21 protein-coding genes are annotated in these 20,476 nt (G+C 56.6%); 5 read left to right on the forward strand and 16 right to left on the reverse strand.

Annotated elements, in window-relative coordinates; translation table 11 throughout:
• Positions 1–38 precede the first annotated feature (38 nt).
• The gene (gene pdxY / locus AC4ICF_RS10245; protein ID WP_116340367.1) at positions 39–899 is read left to right on the forward strand and encodes a pyridoxal kinase PdxY; all 861 of its coding nucleotides are present in this window, start codon (positions 39–41) and stop codon (positions 897–899) included.
• Between the two features lie 77 nt (positions 900–976).
• On the opposite strand, the gene gstA is transcribed toward pdxY, so the two are convergent.
• The 12 genes from gstA to blr all read right to left on the reverse strand — a co-directional run bounded on the left by gstA (position 977) and on the right by blr (position 11,154).
• Positions 977–1,582 carry a glutathione transferase GstA gene (gene gstA / locus AC4ICF_RS10250; RefSeq protein WP_116340365.1) on the reverse strand — a complete coding sequence of 202 codons (606 nt, stop codon included), beginning with the start codon at positions 1,580–1,582 and terminating at the stop codon, positions 977–979.
• 105 nt (positions 1,583–1,687) lie between these two features.
• A complete protein-coding gene (dtpA, locus tag AC4ICF_RS10255; RefSeq protein ID WP_192981514.1) occupies positions 1,688–3,196 on the reverse strand; it encodes a dipeptide/tripeptide permease DtpA in 1,509 nt (502 codons plus the stop codon).
• Between the two features lie 601 nt (positions 3,197–3,797).
• On the reverse strand, positions 3,798–4,433 hold the full coding sequence (gene nth, locus AC4ICF_RS10260) for an endonuclease III (RefSeq protein ID WP_008500570.1): 636 nt from the start codon (positions 4,431–4,433) through the stop codon (positions 3,798–3,800).
• On the reverse strand, positions 4,430–5,116 hold the full coding sequence (locus AC4ICF_RS10265) for an electron transport complex subunit E (protein ID WP_163329042.1): 687 nt from the start codon (positions 5,114–5,116) through the stop codon (positions 4,430–4,432). The genes nth and AC4ICF_RS10265 overlap by 4 nt, the downstream gene beginning before the upstream one ends.
• Entirely contained in the window at positions 5,113–5,739 is a 627-nt protein-coding gene (gene rsxG / locus AC4ICF_RS10270; RefSeq protein ID WP_116340359.1) for an electron transport complex subunit RsxG, read from the reverse strand. Before rsxG ends, AC4ICF_RS10265 begins: the two co-directional genes overlap by 4 nt.
• 10 nt (positions 5,740–5,749) lie before the next feature.
• On the reverse strand, positions 5,750–6,802 hold the full coding sequence (gene rsxD, locus AC4ICF_RS10275; protein ID WP_316378986.1) for an electron transport complex subunit RsxD: 1,053 nt from the start codon (positions 6,800–6,802) through the stop codon (positions 5,750–5,752).
• Positions 6,803–8,824, reverse strand: a complete 2,022-nt coding sequence (gene rsxC / locus AC4ICF_RS10280) for an electron transport complex subunit RsxC (RefSeq protein WP_474482730.1) — start codon at positions 8,822–8,824, stop codon at positions 6,803–6,805.
• Positions 8,817–9,395, reverse strand: coding sequence for an electron transport complex subunit RsxB (gene rsxB, locus AC4ICF_RS10285; RefSeq protein ID WP_028012918.1), 579 nt, complete (start codon positions 9,393–9,395; stop codon positions 8,817–8,819). The genes rsxC and rsxB overlap by 8 nt, the downstream gene beginning before the upstream one ends.
• Positions 9,395–9,976, reverse strand: a complete 582-nt coding sequence (gene rsxA, locus AC4ICF_RS10290) for an electron transport complex subunit RsxA (RefSeq protein WP_014883581.1) — start codon at positions 9,974–9,976, stop codon at positions 9,395–9,397. The genes rsxB and rsxA overlap by 1 nt, the downstream gene beginning before the upstream one ends.
• 76 nt (positions 9,977–10,052) lie before the next feature.
• Entirely contained in the window at positions 10,053–10,493 is a 441-nt protein-coding gene (locus AC4ICF_RS10295) for a DUF2569 domain-containing protein (protein ID WP_023311379.1), read from the reverse strand.
• A gap of 86 nt (positions 10,494–10,579) precedes the next feature.
• Positions 10,580–10,795, reverse strand: coding sequence for a transcription modulator YdgT (ydgT, locus tag AC4ICF_RS10300; protein ID WP_013096896.1), 216 nt, complete (start codon positions 10,793–10,795; stop codon positions 10,580–10,582).
• Positions 10,796–11,028: 233 nt separating this feature from the next.
• Positions 11,029–11,154 (reverse strand): division septum protein Blr, encoded by a 126-nt coding sequence (blr, locus tag AC4ICF_RS10305; RefSeq protein ID WP_168733269.1) that lies wholly within the window; start codon positions 11,152–11,154, stop codon positions 11,029–11,031.
• 241 nt (positions 11,155–11,395) lie between these two features.
• Between blr and AC4ICF_RS10310 the strand changes: the two genes are divergently transcribed.
• Positions 11,396–12,436 (forward strand): oxidoreductase, encoded by a 1,041-nt coding sequence (locus AC4ICF_RS10310; protein WP_316378988.1) that lies wholly within the window; start codon positions 11,396–11,398, stop codon positions 12,434–12,436.
• Between the two features lie 42 nt (positions 12,437–12,478).
• Here AC4ICF_RS10310 and add read toward each other — a convergent pair whose 3' ends face one another.
• From add to malX, 3 genes are all read right to left on the reverse strand, one after another.
• Positions 12,479–13,480, reverse strand: coding sequence for an adenosine deaminase (gene add / locus AC4ICF_RS10315; RefSeq protein ID WP_316378989.1), 1,002 nt, complete (start codon positions 13,478–13,480; stop codon positions 12,479–12,481).
• Between the two features lie 96 nt (positions 13,481–13,576).
• The gene (locus tag AC4ICF_RS10320) at positions 13,577–14,749 is read right to left on the reverse strand and encodes a MalY/PatB family protein (RefSeq protein WP_316378990.1); all 1,173 of its coding nucleotides are present in this window, start codon (positions 14,747–14,749) and stop codon (positions 13,577–13,579) included.
• 48 nt (positions 14,750–14,797) lie between these two features.
• On the reverse strand, positions 14,798–16,390 hold the full coding sequence (malX, locus tag AC4ICF_RS10325) for a maltose/glucose-specific PTS transporter subunit IIBC (RefSeq protein WP_116340344.1): 1,593 nt from the start codon (positions 16,388–16,390) through the stop codon (positions 14,798–14,800).
• Positions 16,391–16,567: 177 nt separating this feature from the next.
• Here malX and AC4ICF_RS10330 point away from each other — a divergent pair, with 177 nt between their 5' ends.
• On the forward strand, positions 16,568–17,596 hold the full coding sequence (locus AC4ICF_RS10330) for a Mal regulon transcriptional regulator MalI (protein ID WP_116340342.1): 1,029 nt from the start codon (positions 16,568–16,570) through the stop codon (positions 17,594–17,596).
• Between the two features lies 1 nt (position 17,597).
• Here AC4ICF_RS10330 and AC4ICF_RS10335 read toward each other — a convergent pair whose 3' ends face one another.
• On the reverse strand, positions 17,598–18,494 hold the full coding sequence (locus AC4ICF_RS10335) for a LysR family transcriptional regulator (protein WP_316378991.1): 897 nt from the start codon (positions 18,492–18,494) through the stop codon (positions 17,598–17,600).
• A 106-nt stretch (positions 18,495–18,600) separates the two neighbouring features.
• Here AC4ICF_RS10335 and AC4ICF_RS10340 point away from each other — a divergent pair, with 106 nt between their 5' ends.
• Positions 18,601–19,581: an MBL fold metallo-hydrolase gene (locus AC4ICF_RS10340; RefSeq protein ID WP_316378992.1), complete on the forward strand. Its 981-nt coding sequence runs from the start codon at positions 18,601–18,603 to the stop codon at positions 19,579–19,581.
• Positions 19,582–19,596: 15 nt separating this feature from the next.
• The gene (locus AC4ICF_RS10345; RefSeq protein WP_192981499.1) at positions 19,597–20,451 is read left to right on the forward strand and encodes an alpha/beta fold hydrolase; all 855 of its coding nucleotides are present in this window, start codon (positions 19,597–19,599) and stop codon (positions 20,449–20,451) included.
• Positions 20,452–20,476: the final 25 nt, after the last annotated feature.

Here is a 20,476-nt window from a genome sequence, read left to right on the forward strand (position 1 = left end):
ACGCCCTTTTTGTTTTTTTTGGGTTTGGTAAGTAAAAGATGAAGAACATCCTCGCCATTCAGTCCCACGTTGTATTTGGACATGCTGGCAATAGCGCAGCGGAGTTCCCGATGCGCCGCCTCGGAGCCAACGTCTGGCCCCTTAATACCGTGCAGTTCTCTAACCATACGCAATACGGCAAATGGACCGGCTGCGTGATGCCGCCTTCACACCTCACCGAGGTTGTGCAGGGTATTGCCGATATCGACCAGCTCAAACGCTGTGACGCCGTGCTGAGCGGCTACCTCGGCTCAGCGGAGCAGGGGGAACATATCCTCGGTATCGTGCGTCAGGTTAAAGCGGCAAACCCGGCGGCAAAATACTTCTGCGACCCCGTCATGGGACACCCGGAGAAAGGCTGCATCGTGGCGCCTGGCGTAGCGGAGTTTCACGTTCGTCATGCGTTGCCCGCCAGCGATATCATTGCGCCCAACCTGATTGAGCTGGAGATCCTCTGCGAGCATTCGGTTAATAGCGTAGAAGAGGCGGTACGCGCGTCTCGCGAGCTGATAGCCCAGGGGCCTGAAATTGTGCTGGTAAAACATCTCGCCCGCGCAGGACTGACCCAGGAGCGTTTTGAGATGCTGCTGGTGACGAAAGATGACGCATGGCATATCAGCCGCCCGCTGGTGGATTTCGGCACGCGTCAGCCGGTAGGAGTGGGGGATGTGACCAGCGGGCTGCTGCTGGTGAAACTGTTGCAGGGCGCAACGGTGAGAGACGCGCTGGAGCACGTTACGGCAGCGGTGTATGAAATTATGATTGCGACGAAAGATATGCAGGAATATGAACTGCAGGTGGTCGCGGCACAGGATCGAATCGCTAAGCCGGAGCATTATTTCAGCGCAACGCAGCTTTAAACGATGCCGGGTGGCGCTGCGCTTACCTGGCCTACTTAATCCGTAGGCCCGTGCAAGCGCAGCGCCGCCGGGCGATATTAGTTAAGACCTTCCGCTTTTAGCGCCGCAGCCACCGCTGGACGCTCCGCCACGCGCGCCATATACGATGCGATGTGGTCCAACCCCTCCAGGTTCAGCTTAACCGCACGCGCCCAGCGCAGGACGGTAAACAGGTACGCGTCGGCAATGGTGAAACGTGAACCACAAATCCACTGATCGTCTTTCAGCGCTTCATTCACAAACTGCAGCTTTTTCTCCAGCAGAGCTCGCACGGTTGGTTTGTACTCTTCCGGCGTATCCGGGCGGAACAGGGGGGTAAAGCCTTTGTGCAGCTCGGTGGCGATATAGTTTAACCACTCCAGCGTCTTATAACGTGCGACGCTGCCGGTAGGGGCAAGGAGCTGGCGATCCGGTACGTTGTCCGCCAGGAATTGCATAATCGCCACGCCTTCGGTCAGCAGAGTACCGTCATCCAGCAGCAGGGCCGGAACCTGCCCTTTTGGGTTAATCGCAAAAAAGTCATCCCCGTTTTCCAGGCGCTTTTTCATCAGATCAACGCCATCCAGCGTGAAATCTTTGCCGCTCTCGCGCAGGGTGATATGGGAAGCAAGAGAGCACGCGCCCGGTTTGTAGAACAGTTTCATCGGTAACTCCTTTTTGCTGAGGTTTCAGCTATGTTAGTGCGCGAAGGGACAAAAAAAAAGCCGCTAATCTCTTAGCGGCTTCTGTTCAGTCGTTTCTCTCAGATATTACGCGGTAGCGGTTTTGGTCGCTTCAGCCGTCTTGTCGTCGTCCTGAGTCATTCGATTCAGTTTCGGCGCGGTCAGCAGCATCAGCGCCGCGATAACCGCCGTAGCGATACCAATCTGCATGAACACGGTACCGTAGACGTTCAGGGAGACCAGTGGATCGGTCACGTTTTCCGGCACCGCCATCAGGTTCGCGATCTTACCGGCGATGATTGCTGCACCGGCAGTGGTCAGGAACCAGCTACCCATAATGAAGCCCATCAGACGCTGTGGCACCAGCTGTGCAACCATCGCCAGACCCAGACCGGAGATCATCAGTTCGCCGATAGACTGCAGCGCGTAGCTCAGGATCAGCCAGTTCACGGACACGATACCTGCGTCAGTCGCAAACCTGGTACCCAGCGGCAGCACCAGGAACGCACCGGAGCACAGCACCATTCCGATGGCGAACTTGTGCGGCATCGGCAGGCGGTCGCCCATCTTGTTATAGATAGCGGCCAGAATCGGGCTACCAATCATGATCCAGAATGGGTTCAGCGCCTGATACTGCTCCGGCTCGAACGCGATGCCCAGGATAGAGTGCTCAACGTTACGAATCGCGAAGAAGTTCAGAGAGGTTGGCATCTGGCTGTACAGCACGAAGAAGATAATCGCTTCCAGCATCAGAATGAACGCCACAATCATCTTACGGCGCGCAGCACCCTGCATAGCGAACGCTTCTTTCGCGAAGATGACCACGATACCCAGCGCAACCACGCCCAGAACGGCACGAGCGATACCCTGGTTGTGCAGCAGCCAGGTGGCGATCGCCGCCAGGACGACAACGCCCACGATAGTCGCCAGCAGTTTACCCATGTGTACTGGCTCGAAGTCAGGTTTTGAACCGTAGTCTTTTACCCAGCTGCGGCAGAACAGGAAGTTCACCACAGTGATCAGCATACCCACGAAGCTCAGCGCAAACGCCACGCTCCAGCCAAATTTCGCGGCCAGCCATGGGGTTGCCAGCATGGAGAAGAAGGAACCAATGTTGATGGACATGTAGTACATGGTAAATGCACCGTCCAGACGTGGGTCATCTTTGCTGTAGCAGGTTGAGAGCAGGGAAGACGGGTTCGCTTTGAACAGACCGTTACCCACGGCGATGGTTGCCATGCCCATATAGACCACAGCCGCATCATGTCCAGACCATGCAACCAGACCATAGCCAATAGCCAGAACAATAGCGCCCAGCATAATGACGCGCTTAGTACCAAGAACTTTATCACCCAGCCAGCCGCCAATGGCAACCAGACCGTAGACGAGGGCACTGAAGGAGGAGAACAGCGTGATGGAATCGGCTTCGGACATACCCAGCTGTTTAACCAGGTAAACCGCCATGATCCCTTGCAGGCCGTAGTAACCAAAACGCTCCCATAACTCGATAGAGAAGATGAGATAAAACGCTTTCGGTTGTTTAAAAGCGTTCAGACTCACGCTTTCATCTGTTGGTTTATTGTTTGCAGTCGACACATATACCTCTTTTTTTACATCCCATATTAACGGGGGTGTTCATAGCGTGATGGCCGTAGCCCATCCGCCTTATAGTTATATTGGGAGGAGAAACGGCGGGTAATGTTCACTATCCTGACCCGTCTGGCAATACGTTTGTAATACTCTGTTACATATATCTGGAGCGGTATAATCGTCGGTTTCTGCAAATGTTATTCAGCGTTAAATTTTATACGATAACTAAAGGTAGTTTTTTCGACTGGTATACACCCTGTGTGATGGGCTTTTGGCGATATGTTCTGCTATTTGCCGTCTGTTGCAGTGATATAGCCCATATTCTGAAAAATAGCTGGTCTTATCTTCCGGGTAAGCACAGTTATATCTTGCCCGGCAAAGGGTTTGCGATGACTTTGACTACAAAAAATCAACATGACGTTATCAGAGTGATCGCGATCACAGATGTATAGAAATTTTTGGCTATGAAAAAACTATTAACCTGTTTGAGCGTTATAGCGCGGAAGAAGTGACAGGCTGGAGGATAAAGAAGGCGGATGATTTAGGGTCAGGAGAAGGGTTTCTGGAAGGCCCTCTCCTGGTGTGGGATTGTGATTGCGGATAAAAGTCAGGGATACACTTTTTCTTTATATTCGCAGAGATCTTCAATAATACAGGAGCCGCAGCGCGGCTTTCGGGCTATGCAGGTATAACGACCGTGCAAAATCAGCCAGTGATGGCAGTCAACCTTGAATTCGGCAGGGACCACTTTTAATAGCTTCTCTTCTACCTGCTCGACATTTTTCCCTGGGGCGAAGTTGGTCCGGTTTGAGACGCGGAATATATGGGTATCAACGGCTATCGTCGGCCAGCCAAACGCGGTATTGAGTACAACGTTCGCGGTTTTACGTCCCACCCCCGGTAAGGCCTCCAAAGCCGCGCGGTCTTCCGGCACCTCGCCTCCGTGCTGTTCCAGCAGGATCCGGCAGGTCTTAATGACGTTCTCCGCCTTGCTGTTAAACAGGCCGATGGTTTTGATATAAGACTTAACGCCCTCCACGCCCAGCTCCAGCATCGCTTTTGGCGTATTGGCGACCGGATAGAGCAGGGCAGTGGCTTTGTTGACGCTCACATCGGTCGCCTGCGCAGAGAGCAGCACCGCGATCAGCAGCTCAAACGGGGAGGTAAAATTCAGCTCCGTCGTCGGGTGCGGGTTCTCGTCCCGCAGACGAGTCAGGATCGCAATGCGCTTTTCTTTATTCATGAAGCCTTCTCGGGTGTCCCTTCCAGAACGCTGCGCTCTGCCGCGCGGCGCTTACGTTTTTCATCAATCAGGTATTTTACCGCCAGCATCATGCCAAGGCCAATGAACGCGCCAGGCGGCAGCATCGCCAGCAGGAATGGCGTGTCGGTGTGGAACACTTCTATGCGCAGCACCTTGGCCCAGCCGCCCAGCAGGGCATCGGCACCGTCGAAGAGCGTCCCGTTGCCGAGAATTTCACGCATGGACCCGAGGACGAACATGGCGGCAGTCGCGCCCATGCCGATGGAAAACCCATCCAGAGCGGAAATGGCCGGGTTGTTTTTTACCGCGAAAGCCTCAGCGCGGCCAACGACGATGCAGTTGGTCACGATAAGCGGAATAAAAATCCCGAGCGACTGGTACAGGCCAAACGCGTAAGCGTTGATAAGCATCTGCACGACGCTCACCACCGACGCAATGATCATCACGTAAATCGGAATACGGATCTCCGACGGCGTCCAGCGGCGCAAAACAGAAATAGAGAAGTTGGTCAGGGTCAGCACCAGCGTGGTCGCCAGGCCCAGCCCGAGCGCGTTGGTAGCGGTAGATGTCACCGCCAGCAGCGGACAGAGTCCCAGAAGCTGTACCAGCGCGGAGTTGTTCTTCCACAGCCCCTGGACAATAACCTCTTTAACCTGGCTCATGATGACTCCCCACAGGCCGGAAGATTGTTGATTTGCGCGGGCAGCGTTTCAGCATATAGCCCGGCTCGTTTTACGGCGTTCACCACGGCGCGCGGCGTGATGGTTGCGCCGGTGAACTGGTCAAACTCACCGCCGTCTTTCTTCACCGCAAACGCGGTGTCACCTTCGCCATGGATTACTTTACCGGCAAAGTGCAAAATCCAGTCGCTCAGCCGGGTTTCAATTTTATCGCCCAGGCCCGGCGTTTCATGGTGTTCCGTCACGCGGGTGCCCAGTATGGTTCCGGTGAAATCGCTGCCGACAAGCAGTTGAATGGAGCCAGAATAGCCATCGGGCGCCGTCGCTTCCATCACTGCGCCTACGGGTTTATCTCCTTTGCGGGCGATAAAGACACGGTGCGTGCCTTTTCCAAGCTGCGTCGCGTCTACCACAAAGCAGCTTTTTTGCAGGTCATTATCGTAGAAATCGGATGGGATCACCTGATCGAACAGCGCCTTTTGCTGCTTCAGCGCCTGTTCTTCAATGGTCGTTTTGGTCAGCGCATTGACCAGTGCCGTCAGCCCGGTCAGGACCGCGGCGAAGACTGCCAGCGTAACGCCGTGTTTTTGCATCGTTTTTAGCATGGCGAAACCCTTAGCGATGGCCGTACACGCGGGGGCGCGTGTAATAGTCGATGAGCGGAACGGTAATGTTGGCAAGCAGCACGGCAAACGCCACGCCGTCCGGGTATCCGCCAAAGCTGCGAATAAGCCACACCAGCAGCCCGGCCAGCGCGCCGAAGATCAGACGGCCGCGGTTAGTCGTAGATGCCGTAACCGGATCCGTCAGGATAAAGAAGGCACCCAGCATGGTCGCACCGGAAAGCAAATGCATCTGCGGGCTGGCCAGTAATTCAGGAGAGAAGAGCCAGCCCAGCGTGGCGCAGACCGCCAGCGTCACGAGGAAGCTCACCGGAATATGCCAGCGAATGGCTTTCTGCTGCAGCAGGAACAGGCCGCCCAGCAGATACGCCAGGTTGACCCACTGCCAGCCCGCGCCCGCCAGCATGCCGCTGTAGATAGCGGATTTCATGGTCTGCTCAATGCTGTGCCCGGCATGCAGGGACGTTTTGAAGGTATCGAGAGGCGTCGCCTGGCTGATGCCGTCCACGCCCATACGCAGCGCATTCATATCAGCCCCCAGCGCCGTATGGCCGGTAAAGATCACGTGCAGGGCATCCATAAAGCCCGGAACCGTGGCCGCAATCTCGTGCGGAGGGAGCCAGCTGGTCATCTGCACCGGGAAAGAGATCAGCAGCACCACGTAGCCAATCATCGCCGGATTAAACGGGTTATGGCCCAGCCCGCCATACAGCTGTTTAGCAATAATTACGGCAAACACGGTACCAAGTACCACCATCCACCACGGGGCAAACGGCGGAATACTGATGGCCAGCAGCAGGCCAGTCAGCAGCGCGGAGTTGTCGGCCAGGATGCGTGAAACGGCCATCTTGCGCAGCTTCAGCACGAGAGCCTCTGCTGCTATGGCGCTGGAACAGCCCAGGGCTATCTGGAACAGGGTTCCCCAGCCGAAAAACCAGCACTGAACGGCAATGCCCGGCAGCGCGGCCAGGCAGACCAGCATCATGATGCGCGAGGTCTGACGCTGGTTGTGGGTGTAAGGGGAACTTGCGATTCTGAAAACCATTTAATCCTCGTTTACGGCTTGCTGTGCGGCTTTCTTCGCCTGAACGCGCGCGATCGCGGCCGCGACGGCGGCCTTGCGCGGGTCGTCGTTTGCGGCCTGCGGCTGCTCTTCCTGCTGTGCCGCTTTACGCGCTTTGGCGCGAGCAATCGCGGCTTCAACGGCGGCTTTACGCGGGTCGACCAGAGCTTCGGGTTCTGCGGCAGGCGCCTGCTGCGCCGCTTTGCGCGCTTTGGCGCGGGCAATTGCGGCTTCAACGGCGGCTTTACGCGGATCGACCGCTTCCTGTTCAACCACTACCTGCTGCTCCCCGGCCTTGCGGGCTTTGGCGCGGGCAATGGCCGCTTCAACGGCAGCTTTGCGTGGATCGACTTCAGTTTCCGGCTGCGCCGTTTGCGCTTTTTCCGCCTGGCGGGCGCGGGCCGCAGCCTTACGTGCTTCGCGGGCGGCAATCGCTTCGCTGTTATCCGGTTTTTCACCGGCCTGGATCACCAGCGTCTGGGCGGCATTGGCTTTTTTCTCGCGAACGCGTGCCAGGGCGGCGTTAATCGCATCCTGATCTTTTTCGGCAGGCTGAACGGCGGCCTGCTTATGTCGCTCCTGACGAGCCATCTTCTCACGTTCGAGACGCGCCTGGCGCGCTTCGAAGCGAGCCCTGGCTTCCGCGGCGCGTTTTTCTTCCATGGAGATGGCATAAATCTCGGCCTTCTCCTGGCGGAAGTACTGCACCAGCGGAATGTTGCTTGGACAGACCCAGGCGCAGGCGCCGCATTCGATGCAGTCGGCCAGGTTATGGGCTTTGGCTTTATCGTGCAGCTGGCCTTTGCTGTACCAGTACAGCTGCTGCGGGAGCAGATCCGCCGGGCAGGCATCGGCACAGGCGCTGCAGCGGATGCAGCCTTTCTCTTCCTGCTCCTCGCCCATCTCAGTCGGGGAAGGGGCAAGCAGACAGTTGGTGATTTTCACTACCGGGACATCGAGCCACGGCAGGGTAAAGCCCATCAGCGGGCCGCCCATGATCACCATCTGGTCGCTGGCCGGGCAAAATTCAGCCTGTTCCAGCAGGTGGCGCACCGGCGTACCAAGACGTGCCCAGACGTTGCCCGGACGAGAGACCGACTCTCCGGTCAGCGTCACCACGCGTTCGGTCAACGGCTCGCCGTCAATCACCGCGCGCTTCACGGCGTAAGCGGTTCCGACGTTTTGCATCAGTACGCCGATATCCGACGAGCGTCCGCCATGCGGCACCTGCTTTCCGGTGAGGATTTGCGTCAGCTGTTTTGCGCCGCCAGAAGGGTACTTGGTCGGAATGACGCGCAGGGCGATATCATGGCTACCGGCCAGCACGGCGCGCAGCATTGAGATAGCCTGCGGTTTATTGTCTTCAATACCAATCAACACTTCTCGCGGCTGTAAGATGTGCGCGAGGATGCGGATGCCTTCCACCACCTGGGCGGCGCAATCCTGCATCAGACGATCGTCAGCGGTGATATACGGCTCGCACTCGGCGGCATTGATAATCAATGTCTGAATGTTATCGCCGCCGCCGCGCAGCTTGACGCCGGTCGGGAAGCCCGCGCCGCCGAGCCCCGCGACGCCGTACTGATGAATACGCTCGATAAGCGCTTCGCGACTCTGGCTGCGGTAGTCGCTCCAGCCGTCACGGTCAATCCAGCGATCTTCGCCGTCGGCTTCAATAATCACGCTCAGTTCCGACAGCGCGGACGGATGCGCCACCGTATGAGGGGCAATCGCCACCACTTTACCGGATGTTGGGGCGTGAATCGGCAGCATACGTCCACGGCCAAAGGTCAGCGGCTGACCGCGCAGGACCGTATCGCCTTCTTTCACGCACAGCTCGCCCTCAGCGCCAATATGCTGCTTGAGCGGCATGACGAAACGGGTAGCCAGCGGAATTTGACGCAGCGGCGTGCCGTTGGACTGGGTTTTCATCTCCGGCGGATGGATCCCGCCGTCAAAGTCCCAAATCTTCTCTTTTCTGAAAGCAGAAAATAACTTAAGCATGTTGTTCCACAGGAATATTGCGAACCGGAATGGTTTGAAGATCCCACTTCCAGCTTTCGGTAGTCGTTTCAACCGGGCGCAGCTCAATACATTGCGTCGGGCAGGGGGCCACGCAGAGGTTACAGCCGGTGCACAGATCCGCCACAACGGTGTGCATGGCGCGGGTCGCGCCGACAATGGCGTCAACCGGGCAGGCCTGAATACATTTGGTGCAGCCGATGCAGTTTGCTTCGTCGATCACGGCGAGGGCGCGAACCGGCTCCTGCACCTCCGCATCGCCATCTACGGGCTGCGGATCTACGTTAAGCAGGGCGGCAATTTTCAGCATTACCGCTTCGCCGCCGGGCGCACAGCGGTTAATTTTTTCACCCTGAATCCCTACCGCTTCAGCGTAAGGGCGGCAGCCCGGGTAGCCGCACTGCCCGCACTGACTTTGCGGCAAAAGCTCATCAATTTTTTCAACAACAGGATCGTCCTCTACCGCGAAACGGCGGGAGGCGTAGCCCAGGATAAGGCCAAACACCAACCCCAGGACGCTGATAGAGGCGATGGCAATCCAGATAGCATTCATTACAACTTCACCAGACCACTAAAGCCCATAAAGGCCAGAGACATTAAACCCGCGGTGACCAGCGCAATGGCATTACCGCGAAATGGCGCAGGGATGTCCGCTGCCGCCAGACGTTCGCGAATCGACGCGAACAGAACCATAACAAAGGAGAAACCGACGGCGGCGGAAAAACCGTACAGCGCCGACTGCATAAAGTTATGCCCAAGGTTGATGTTCAGCAGCGCCACGCCGAGTACCGCGCAGTTGGTGGTGATCAACGGCAGGAAGATACCCAGCAGGCGATAGAGCGCCGGGCTGGTTTTACGCACCACCATTTCAGTAAATTGCACCACAACCGCAATGACCAGAATAAATGCCAGCGTACGGAGATAGATTAACCCCAGCGGGATAAGGATCCAGGTGTCAATCAACCACGCGCAGATAGACGCCATCGTCATGACAAAGGTCGTCGCCAGCCCCATGCCCATCGCCGTTTCCAGCTTCTTGGACACGCCCATAAACGGACACAGGCCAAGGAACTTCACCAGAACGAAGTTGTTAACCAGCACGGTGCCGACAAAGAGCAGTAAGTAATCGGTCATTATTTAGCCTGAAATAAAAAAGCCGCCTATTATCGGACAAACCGGGTCAGGCGACAACAGGTTATCTGTAAGGTTATTACGGGTTCACGAAGGTGTTTTTCACACGCGTTGAACGCTTGAAATAGGGCACCAGCAGCGCCGCAGCCAGTAACGGGAAAAGCAGCTGGCGGACAGCAAGCGCGTCAGACACGGGCGAGAAAGCAAACGCTTTAACCGCCAGCAGAACCGAAATGAGCAGCCAGATAATATAGTGCTTAGGCACGCTCTTGCGGCGCTTAAAGAAGGCGATGGTCAGCCACAGGGTGTAGTACCACATCCCAATCGCGAAAACGAACGACACAAACCACATAGCTATATTCAGCACGCTTTGCGACATCAGGGTCTGGATGGCGTGAGGGGTAATCAATGCGGTGGTATAAAGCAGCAGCGCAAGCGATGCGCTTAATAAGGCAACCAGCAGCCATGCCAGTGGGGCGATTAACCAGCCTCCGATGCGTTCTCCAGGCGTTGCGGTCATGAACTCTCCCATTATCTGCGCGAAATGTTGTACAGCCAGTTTGCAGGGCGGAGAGTATATAACATTTCGCGCGGATGGCTACTTTCTTATAAAACGTAGCGCCATACGGACTTCGGCACCTCGCCGACGTTGAACAAGCGTCCGCCGGAGACCAGCTCCGCACGGCGGTGGTCAGCGGCGCGATACATATTGATAATGTCCTGATTATCCGACAGGGTGTAGTTCAGATGGTCAAACAGTTTTTCCAGGCTCTCAAGCGAATTGATCTTGCGAAATTTTAATAAATAGTCCTGAACTGTCATATTAATAAGTTTCCATATAAAAGTGAGTAATACCAGTTAAGGTAATTCGGTCGAATAATAAACGGATTAATAAAGACGTAAACAGCCCACTCAGGTAACGCGACGAAATTAGGAGTTTTCTTTGCTGAAATTCAGGCACCGAAGGCGATGCCTGGAAGAGAAGGTTAACCGCGTTCACCAGGGCTGGCAATATGAAACTGACATATTATGTCACTCTTTATCGCAGCAACCGGTTACTTAGGATGGGTGACGGCAGCAGGCTCCGGCGGCTGGTAGTTATCAATATGGCTGGCTACGCCGAGCAAAATGACCGAAACCCCAAGAACAATCCATCCCGCTAATTCAATGATTCGATTAATAATTGATGCCATGATTTGCTGTTGTAATTTATCCATAAATACAGGGCGCAAATGTTACAGCGCTGTTTCTCTGACGGCAAGCGCTTTGGGAACGATTCCCTTAAACAAAATCAGAAGGTTAATACTATGTAACAAAAATAACCGCTACAGCCTGCTATTTTAAGCGCCATGGCTCATTATTAATGAGGGCAATGCCAGACAGGCCAGTATGAAATAAGAAACGCAAAAAGAGGACAACACGATGAGTGATAACATCCGCGTCGGGCTTATAGGCTACGGGTACGCGAGCAAAACGTTTCATGCGCCTCTGATAGCCGGGACGCCGGGGATGGCGCTGGCTGCGGTATCCAGCAGCGACGCTGCTAAAGTCCACGCTGACTGGCCCTCTGTGCCGGTTGTCTCTGAGCCAAAACATCTCTTCAACGATCCGAATATCGATTTAATTGTTATCCCCACGCCTAACGACACGCACTTCCCGCTGGCGAAAGCCGCGCTGGAAGCGGGAAAGCACGTCATTGTTGATAAACCCTTCACCGTGACGTTGTCACAGGCGCGTGAACTGGAGGCGCTGGCAAAAAGCCTGGGAAGGGTGCTGTCCGTTTTCCATAACCGCCGCTGGGACAGCGATTTTCTGACGGTAAAAACGCTTCTCGGTGAGGGTACGTTAGGGGAGATCGTTTTTTTTGAATCGCACTTTGACCGCTTTCGCCCGCAGGTAAGAAACCGCTGGCGCGAGCAGGCCGGTCCGGGCAGCGGCATCTGGTACGATTTAGCCCCGCATCTGCTGGACCAGGCCGTTAATCTGTTTGGTCTGCCGGTGAGCATGACGGTCGATCTGGCCCAGCTCAGGCCAGGGGCACAGACAACCGATTACTTCCACGCGGTGCTCAGTTACCCGCAGCGCCGGGTTGTGCTGCACGGCACGATGGTCGCGGCTGCGGAATCTGCCCGCTATATCATTCACGGCACGCGCGGGAGCTACGTGAAGTTCGGCCTCGATCCGCAGGAAGACCGGCTTAAAAACGGTGAACGTCTGCCGCAGGAAGACTGGGGTTATGATATGCGCGACGGCGTCGTGACGCGGGCAGAAGGTGAGGAACGGGTCGAAGAAACGCTGCTGACGATACCGGGTAACTATCCGGCTTATTATGCAGCCATCCGCGATGCGCTGAACGGAACGGGGGAAAACCCGGTTCCGGCCAGCCAGGCGATTCAGATTATGGAACTGATTGAGCTGGGGATTGAATCTGCCAAACATCGCGCAACGCTTTGTCTGGCATAATTTTTGTAAGCCGGGTAAGCGCCAGCGCTACCCGGCAGCGCGTTAACCGCGCGCCACTTTATCTCGCAGCGCCTGCTTCTCTGCAGGCGTCAGGAAGGCTATTTCCAGCCCATTAACCTGCGCCTGACGGATCTGCTCGCGGGTCAGACCTGCCTGCGGTGCCGCAATGTTGTACTCGTGGATGATATCCACGCCCTGGACCGCCGGATCGTCCGTGTTTAGCGAGGCCAGCACGCCGTGCTCAAGGAACGTTTTCAGCGGATGCTGCGCCAGCGTTGCCACGGTGCTGGTCTGAATGTTGGACGTCAGGCATGACTCAATCCCGATACGCTGCTCCGCCAGGAAATCCATCAGGGCGCGATCTTCTACCGCCTTCACGCCGTGGCCGATACGCTCGGCGCCCAGCTCGCGGATGGCCTGCCAGATGCTTTCCGGGCCCGCTGCTTCCCCCGCATGCACGGTAATGTGCCAGCCGGCATCGCGCGCGCGGTTGAAGTGGGAGAGGAACAGGCTGCCGGGGAAGCCCAGCTCGTCACCGGCGAGGTCGACGGCGGTGATGGCATCGCGATGGGCCAGCAGCGCTTCCAGCTCCTGCAGGCAGGCGGCTTCACCGAACGTACGGCTCATAATACCGATAAGACGGGCCTGAACGTCGAAGGTTTTACACCCTTCGCGGACGCCTTCAATGACGGCTTCCACCACGCCTGCAACGGGCAGGCTGTGGGTCATCGCCATGTAGCCCGGCGAGAAGCGCAGCTCGACGTAATGCAGGCCGTTACGTGCCGCATCTTCAATGTTCTCAAACGCCACGCGGCGACAGGCATCCAGCGAGGCCAGCATCTTCACGCCCCAGTCGAGCTTGCTCAGGAAGCTGACCAGATCCGGTTCATTGGAGGTCACCTGTACGTGAGGGATCAGCGACTCAAGCGTCTGCGCAGGAAGCGTTAAATTGAACTGGCGGCCAAGATCGAGGATGGTTTGGGCACGAATGTTACCGTCAAGGTGACGATGAATATCAGTTAAAGGCAGGCGTGTATCAATCATGGTCGCACTCTTTTCTGGTTAAAGTGCGCCATATTATAAAAACAAAACGGGGTAAAAAGCTATTTGCGCAAGGGAAAATTCCGTTGCGCAAACAAATTACAGCAGCGTGTTGATCCCGGCGATGAGGCGCTGAACCCCTTGTTCCAGCTTGCTGCGCGGACAGCCGGCGTTTAGCCGTACGAAGCCGTTACCTTCGTTTCCGTACGTGTATCCCGGCATGATGGCGACCTTTTGCTGCTCGATCAGCACTTTTTGCAGCGCTCTGTCGTCAATGTTCAGCGGGCGCAGGTCGATCCAGGCCAGATAGGTTGCTTCCGGCGGCTGCCAGTTCAGTTTCGGAAAAGCACTGTTTACTTCATGCGCGACGTACAGAAGATTCTCCTCCAGATAACGCCGTAAGGCATCCAGCCACGGCTCTCCCTGCTGGTAGGCGGCAATATGGGCCGTCAGCGCCAGTACGGAAGGAGAAGAGAGTCCATCCCGGCCTTTTAGCGCGCTGAGATAGCCGTCGCGGCTCTCTTCATCGCCAATCAGGCCATATGCGCCCGTCAGCGCCGGAATATTAAAGCTTTTCGAGCCGGAGGTGAGAAGCGCCCATTTGCCGCGCGCCACCGCGTTCCACGGGGTGTGGCGATGCGCGCCCCACACCATGTCCATATGAATTTCATCGCTGATAACCGCCACGTCATAGCGTGCGCAAAGCTCCGCCATATGGGTCAATTCTTCCCGCGTCCATACTTTTCCGGTTGGGTTTTGCGGGCTGCACAGTAGCAAAATTTTGTTTTCCGATTTCGCCAGCGCCGCTTCAAGCGCCGCCATATTGCCCTGCCAGCCTGCCGCCTGTTTCTCCATCTCAACGGGCACCACAAGGCGCGCATTGCCCTCAATGGCCTTAAAAAACGCATCGTACGCCGGGGTGTGAACCACCACGCCGTCACCGGGCTTTGACCAGAGGCGAATCAGCTCTGACACCATGTAGATGACGGAAGGTCCATAAACGACGGTTTCCGTATCAATCGGGCTGTTGAAGCGCTGTCGGAACCAGTGCGCGACGGAGGCGAGAAACTCGTCGTTCTTCCAGCGGCTGTAGCCCAGCACGCCGTGGTTAATGCGCTGATGCAGCGCGTCGGTTATGCAGGGGGCGGTGGCGAAATCCATATCTGAGATGGTGAAGGGCAGCAGATCTGCCGCGCCAAAGCGGTCGGCGACGTAGTCCCACTGCGTACACCAGGTGCCGTGTCGATCCACGACGGTAGAAAAATCAAACATGACGTAAATCCTTAAAGTAAAACCCCCTCATGAGAGGGGGTTGAGGCATCAGGCTTCTACTGTTCGCATCAGGGTGGCCAGCTCATCCTTCACTGACTGAACCTGCGGGCCGATAACTACCTGCAAATTGTGCTGGTTTAATTGTACCACGCCGATGGCCCGGTTGGCCTTCAGGGCGTTGGTATCCACTTTTGCCATATCCGCCACCGACAGGCGCAGGCGGGTAATGCAGTTGTCCAGTGAGGTGATGTTATCCGCACCGCCCAGCGCCGCCAGAATGGCTGGGGTGTTATACCCGGATTTGCCCACGGTACCGGTAACCGCCTGCTCAACGCTGGTGGCCGTATCGGTATCGCGGCCCGGCGTTTTCAGGTTAAAGCGGGTGATGGCGAAGCGGAAGATACCGTAGTATACCGCGAACCAGATAGCCGCCACGACCGGCACCAGATACCACTTGGTGGACAGACCGTGCAGGATCCCGAACACCACGAAGTCAATCACGTTACCGTCGGTGTTGCCGATGGTGACGCCCAGCACCGCCATCACGGTGAAGCCCAGACCGGTCAGCAGCGCGTGAATGAGATACAGCACCGGCGCAACAAACAGGAACAGGAATTCGATAGGCTCGGTGGTGCCGCCGACGACGCAGGCAATCACGCCGGAAATCAGCAGCCCTTTAATTTTATGACGGTTTTCCGGGCGCGCACAGTGGTACATCGCCAGCGCGGCACCCGGCAGGCCGCCGAGGAAGGCCGGCATTTTGCCCTGAGACAGGAAGCGGGTGGCGCTTTCGGAGAAGCCGTGGGTGGTCGGGCAGCTCAGCTGCGCCTGGAAGATGGTCAGCGCACCGCTCACGTCGTGACCGCACACTTCCATGGTGCCGCCCGCTTCGGTGAAGCGAATCAGGGCCACCAGGATATGCTGCAGGCCAAACGGCAGCAGCAGACGTTCGCCGGTGCCAAAGATCATCGGACCAAAATCGCCCGCGCCGTTGATGATGCGGCCAATGCCGTTGATGCCCATCGCAAAGACCGGCCAGATCAGCGGAATGATCAGGCCGAACAGACCCATGACCACCAGAGTGACAATCGGCACGAAGCGGGTACCGCCGAAGAAGGCCAGGGCATCCGGCAGGCGGATATTGTGGAAGCGCTCGTGCAGCATCCAGATAATGACCCCCGCGATCACCGCCCCGAGGATCCCGGTATCAATAGACTGGATACCAATCACGCTCTGGATGTTGTTAGCCTTCAGCACGGCAGCGTCGGTGGTCGGCAGAATGCCTTTCGCGGTCAGCCAGAAGTTAACCGCCAGGTTCATCACGGCGTAACCCACAAACCCGGCAAACGCCGCGACGCCTTTGTTCTCGCGGGCCAGGCCCAGCGGGATGGCGATGCAGAACATCACGGGCAGGAAGCTAAACGCGAAGGAGCCGACCTTACTCATCCAGATAAAGATCGCCTGCAGCACAGGGGTACCGAGGAACGGGATCAGCGTGATGACGTCTTTACTGCTTAGCGAACTGCCGATCCCGAGCATGATCCCGCAGAATGAGAGGAGTGCCACGGGGAGCATAAAGGTTTTACCCAGTTGCTGGAAAAACTCCCACAGCGATATTTTTTGTGCCGCTTTCGCCGTCATAAAACGACTCCTTTATTGTTAAAATCAGTTTATCTGCTTCAATGCTGCGAGAAGATAAAACGTTTTATCAAAGTTTAGTGCGCGCTGAATCACATTCTCAGGCTTTGACTGGTAGTATAAAGATAACGTATTGATAAAACGTTTTACCGATCTCATTTCAGGGAGTCACGCCGACACATGGCTGTAGCGAAAAAAGTCACCATCAACGATGTCGCGCTGGCGGCGGGGGTTTCCGTCAGCACCGTTTCTCTGGTACTGAGCGGAAAAGGGCGCATCTCTCCCGCGACCGGTCAGCGGGTGAACGAGGCGGTTGAGCAGTTGGGCTTTGTGCGAAACCGCCAGGCGTCGGCGCTGCGCGGCGGGCAAAGCGGGGTGATTGGCCTGATTGTCCGTGACCTGACGTCACCGTTCTATGCGGAGCTGACCGCCGGCTTAACCGAGGCCCTTGAAGCGCAGGGGCGGATGGTCTTTCTGCTGCACGGCGGGCGCGAGGCCGGGCAGCTTCTCTCCCGGCTCGATATGCTGCTGAATCAGGGAGTGGACGGGGTGATCGTCGCCGGGGCGTCGGGCGTGGGCAGCGAGCTGTGCGAGCGTGCCGCTGAAAAAGGCGTGCCGCTGGTGTTTGCTTCACGCGCCAGCTACCTTGATGAAGCCGATACGCTGCGCCCGGATAACATGCAGGCTGCGCAAATGCTGACCGAGCATCTTATTCGTCGCGGCCATCAGCGCATTGCCTGGCTGGGCGGCAAAAGCTCGTCCCTGACGCGCGCCGAACGGGTCGGCGGCTACTGCGCGACGCTGATTAAATACGGCCTGCCGTTCCACAGTGAATGGGTCGTGGAGTGCGAATCCAGCCAGAAGAAAGCGGCGGAAGCGATTGGGGCACTGCTGCGAAGCAGCCCGACGATCAGCGCCGTAATTTGCTACAACGATGTGATTGCCATGGGGGCGTGGTTTGGCCTGATCCGCGCCGGGCGTCAGAGCGGTGAAGGGGGCGTTGAAACCTTCTTCGGCCACCAGGTGGCGCTGGGGGCGTTCGCCGATGTTGGTGAGAACGCGCTGGACGATCTGCCGATCGTCTGGGCCACGACCCCAGCGCGGGAGATGGGCTATACCCTGGCGGACAGGATCATGCAGCGCATCGACAATACGGATGTCCAGGCCGGGCACCAGATTGTGGCGGCACGGCTGGTGACGGTGAAGTAAATCAGCTCTGCCGCGTAAGCGGGTTGAGCGTCAGCTGTGTCTCCAGTGCCTCTATAAATTTTCGCACTTTTGCTGGGATCAGGCGAGAAGTCGGGTAAACAGCCCAAATGGCCAGCGATTCCGGCTGAGCATCTTCAAGGACGATCCGCACGAGTTTACCCTCTGTAATTGCAGGCTCTACGTACCAGCGAGATAAATTTGCGATGCCGAGTCCCCCCTGGCAAGCCTCGAAAATTGCCTCAATCGAGTTAGCCGAGAATCGGCCTGACACCTTTTGCTTGTAGCGCTGTTCACCCTTTTCAAATGACCAGTGTGTCGTATCTGAGGTGGTCAGGCAGCTATGTCCAGCCAGATCGTTAAGTAATTTCGGTGAACCGTACGCAGCCAGATACTCCGCGCTGGCGCAAAGCTCGCGGGGATTATCACAGATGCGGTGTGCAACCAACCGGTTATCGCGCAGCGGGGCAATGCGTAACGCGACGTCTATGCCTTTCCCGACAATATCAATCTGATCATCGGTTGCCAGCAGGTCGACCTGCAGGGCCGGATGTTGCTGCATAAACAGCGGCAGCATTGGCGCGACGATCTTGCGCCCAAACGCCGCTGAGGCGGTAATGCGAAGGCGTCCGGACAGGTGCGTACCATCGGGAAACAGATCGGCAAGCGCGTTATTTTTATCTTCCAGCAACGCCTGTGCATGAGGCAAAAAAACCTCCCCATCGCTCGTGGGTGAGAGGGAGCGCGTGGTGCGATGCACCAGCCTGACGCCCAGCTCAGCCTCAAGATTATTAAGAGACCGTGACGCCGCCATGGCGCTCATTGAGAGCCGACGCGCGGCGCCCGCCAGGCTACCTGCCTTAATGGCTTCTACAAACACTTCAACGTCTTCAAGCTTCATTATATCGTTTTTCGTTACGCTGCCTTATCAAAGTACATATCTACAGTATTTATCGTTGTGCTGCCATAGTCTCTTCACATCCTGAAAACATGAATCTGGAGTGAAGATGAAAAAGTTGAAAACGGTTCTGGCATTCAGCAGCCTGTTCCTGGTAAGTGCCGCCTGGGCTGATGCACCTGCGCAGGTGAAACAGCAGGTCCCCGGCTATTATCGTCTGGCGGTAGGGGAATACGAGGTCACGGCGCTGTTCGACGGCTATAATGACCTTTCGCCGTCATTACTACACGGGCTTTCAGGCGACAAGGTTCGTAAGCTGCTGGATCAGAATAAAATTGATGCTGAACGCATGCCGACCGCGTTTAACGCTTTCCTGGTTAATACCGGGAAACATCTGGTCATGATTGACAGCGGAGCGGGACACTGCGTGCCGCAAACGGCCGGCCAGCTGGTCAACAATATGAAAGCATCAGGCTATCGCCCTGAGCAGGTTGATACCATTTTCCTGACGCATCTTCATCTTGATCATGTTTGTGGCCTGAGCGACGCGGACGGTAAAGCGTTGTTCCCCAATGCGACCGTCTACGTACCGCAGGGGGAGGCCGATTACTGGCTCGATCCGGCAAAAGAAGCGAGCGCTCCGGCTAATGCGAAGGAGTATTTCGCTATCGCCCGAAAAGCGTTATCTGAGTATAAAGCGTCAGGACACCTTAAAACCTTCGTTCCGCCAGCTTCGCCTATCCCGGAAGTCCAGACGGCCTATGCCGTTGGTCATACGCCTGGCAGTACCGTTTATCGCTTTGCGTCCCAGGGAACGGCTATTAACTTCATTGGGGATCTGATCCATGCGCCTGCCGTCCAGTTCCCGCATCCTGAAGTATCTATTCGCTTTGATGTCGATTCGAAAAAAGCCATCTCGTCCCGGGCGCAGGAGTTTAACGCGCTGGCGAAAGACGGTGAGTGGATGGCTGCAGCGCATCTGCCTTTCCCCGGTATTGGGCATATCACCGCCTGGCAGCAGGGATATAGCTGGAACCCTGTAAATTACGGTCCTTATCAACGTGCGGCCAACGTGCCTCTGCTGAAATAAAGTGAGGTTACGACCATGAAAAGTTACACCGTAACGGCAAACGGCATCCGCCAGTTTGTGGTTGAAGAGGGTGAAGGCGCGCCGGTTATTCTCCTGCACGGTTTTCCTGAAACAAACTATGCCTGGCGCTTCCAAATACCGGTATTGTCCCGGCACTACCGCGTAATCGCGCCGGATTTACGAGGATATGGCGAAACGGATAAACCGGCTTCTGGCTATGATAAACGGAACATGGCGCGGGACATCCGGGAGCTGATGCGTGCGCTGGATTTACAGAAGGTGGTGCTGGTGGGGCACGATCGCGGCGCGCGCGTCGCGACGCGGTTCGCAAAAGATTACCCTGAGCTGGTGGATCGTCTGGTGGTGATGGATAACGTGCCAACGCGCATTGTGGCGCGCGATTTGAATGCGTCCATCGCCCGCGCATACTGGTTCTTCCTGTTCCATCTCGTGCCCGATCTCCCGGAAGCGCTGATTGCGGGTCGAGAAAATATCTGGCTGCGCCACTTTTTCTCGGACTGGACCTACGATCCGTCAACCATCAGCGGCGAGGCGTTTGACACCTATGTTCGGGCGTATCAGGCGCCCGGAGCTGTGCGAGGCGCGATGGCTGACTATCGCGCCAACGCAGAAGATGTGGCGCAGGATCTTGCCGACGCTGACGTGAAAATCGCGTGTCCGGTAATGTCGCTGTGGGGCAATGATTTTCATGCGGTCGGCAAGCTCTTCGATATGCAAAGCGTCTGGGCTGAAATGGCGGATAACCTCCGGGCGTACGGTATCGACGAGTGCGGCCATCTGCCTCAGGAGGAACAGCCTGAGAAAGTTAACGCACTGCTGTTGGATTTCCTGCAGGGATGGAAGGGATAACGGTAATAAAAAAACCCCTCATGCG

The organism is Enterobacter sp. ECC_219_Taxon_10, assembly GCF_058354905.1.

What these genes read in the sequence shown, in the direction of transcription:
- rsxG (WP_116340359.1), bottom strand. Translation starts at nt 5,739, where the DNA reads ATGCTAAAAACGATGCAAAAACACGGCGTTACGCTGGCAGTCTTCGCC.
- gstA (WP_116340365.1), bottom strand. Translation starts at nt 1,582, where the DNA reads ATGAAACTGTTCTACAAACCGGGCGCGTGCTCTCTTGCTTCCCATATC.
- nth (WP_008500570.1), bottom strand. Translation starts at nt 4,433, where the DNA reads ATGAATAAAGAAAAGCGCATTGCGATCCTGACTCGTCTGCGGGACGAG.
- AC4ICF_RS10340 (WP_316378992.1), top strand. Translation starts at nt 18,601, where the DNA reads ATGAAAAAGTTGAAAACGGTTCTGGCATTCAGCAGCCTGTTCCTGGTA.
- pdxY (WP_116340367.1), top strand. Translation starts at nt 39, where the DNA reads ATGAAGAACATCCTCGCCATTCAGTCCCACGTTGTATTTGGACATGCT.
- rsxC (WP_474482730.1), bottom strand. Translation starts at nt 8,824, where the DNA reads ATGCTTAAGTTATTTTCTGCTTTCAGAAAAGAGAAGATTTGGGACTTT.
- malX (WP_116340344.1), bottom strand. Translation starts at nt 16,390, where the DNA reads ATGACGGCGAAAGCGGCACAAAAAATATCGCTGTGGGAGTTTTTCCAG.
- rsxD (WP_316378986.1), bottom strand. Translation starts at nt 6,802, where the DNA reads ATGGTTTTCAGAATCGCAAGTTCCCCTTACACCCACAACCAGCGTCAG.
- AC4ICF_RS10320 (WP_316378990.1), bottom strand. Translation starts at nt 14,749, where the DNA reads ATGTTTGATTTTTCTACCGTCGTGGATCGACACGGCACCTGGTGTACG.
- AC4ICF_RS10310 (WP_316378988.1), top strand. Translation starts at nt 11,396, where the DNA reads ATGAGTGATAACATCCGCGTCGGGCTTATAGGCTACGGGTACGCGAGC.
- AC4ICF_RS10335 (WP_316378991.1), bottom strand. Translation starts at nt 18,494, where the DNA reads ATGAAGCTTGAAGACGTTGAAGTGTTTGTAGAAGCCATTAAGGCAGGT.
- add (WP_316378989.1), bottom strand. Translation starts at nt 13,480, where the DNA reads ATGATTGATACACGCCTGCCTTTAACTGATATTCATCGTCACCTTGAC.
- AC4ICF_RS10345 (WP_192981499.1), top strand. Translation starts at nt 19,597, where the DNA reads ATGAAAAGTTACACCGTAACGGCAAACGGCATCCGCCAGTTTGTGGTT.
- rsxA (WP_014883581.1), bottom strand. Translation starts at nt 9,976, where the DNA reads ATGACCGATTACTTACTGCTCTTTGTCGGCACCGTGCTGGTTAACAAC.
- AC4ICF_RS10265 (WP_163329042.1), bottom strand. Translation starts at nt 5,116, where the DNA reads ATGAGCCAGGTTAAAGAGGTTATTGTCCAGGGGCTGTGGAAGAACAAC.
- AC4ICF_RS10330 (WP_116340342.1), top strand. Translation starts at nt 16,568, where the DNA reads ATGGCTGTAGCGAAAAAAGTCACCATCAACGATGTCGCGCTGGCGGCG.
- rsxB (WP_028012918.1), bottom strand. Translation starts at nt 9,395, where the DNA reads ATGAATGCTATCTGGATTGCCATCGCCTCTATCAGCGTCCTGGGGTTG.
- ydgT (WP_013096896.1), bottom strand. Translation starts at nt 10,795, where the DNA reads ATGACAGTTCAGGACTATTTATTAAAATTTCGCAAGATCAATTCGCTT.
- AC4ICF_RS10295 (WP_023311379.1), bottom strand. Translation starts at nt 10,493, where the DNA reads ATGACCGCAACGCCTGGAGAACGCATCGGAGGCTGGTTAATCGCCCCA.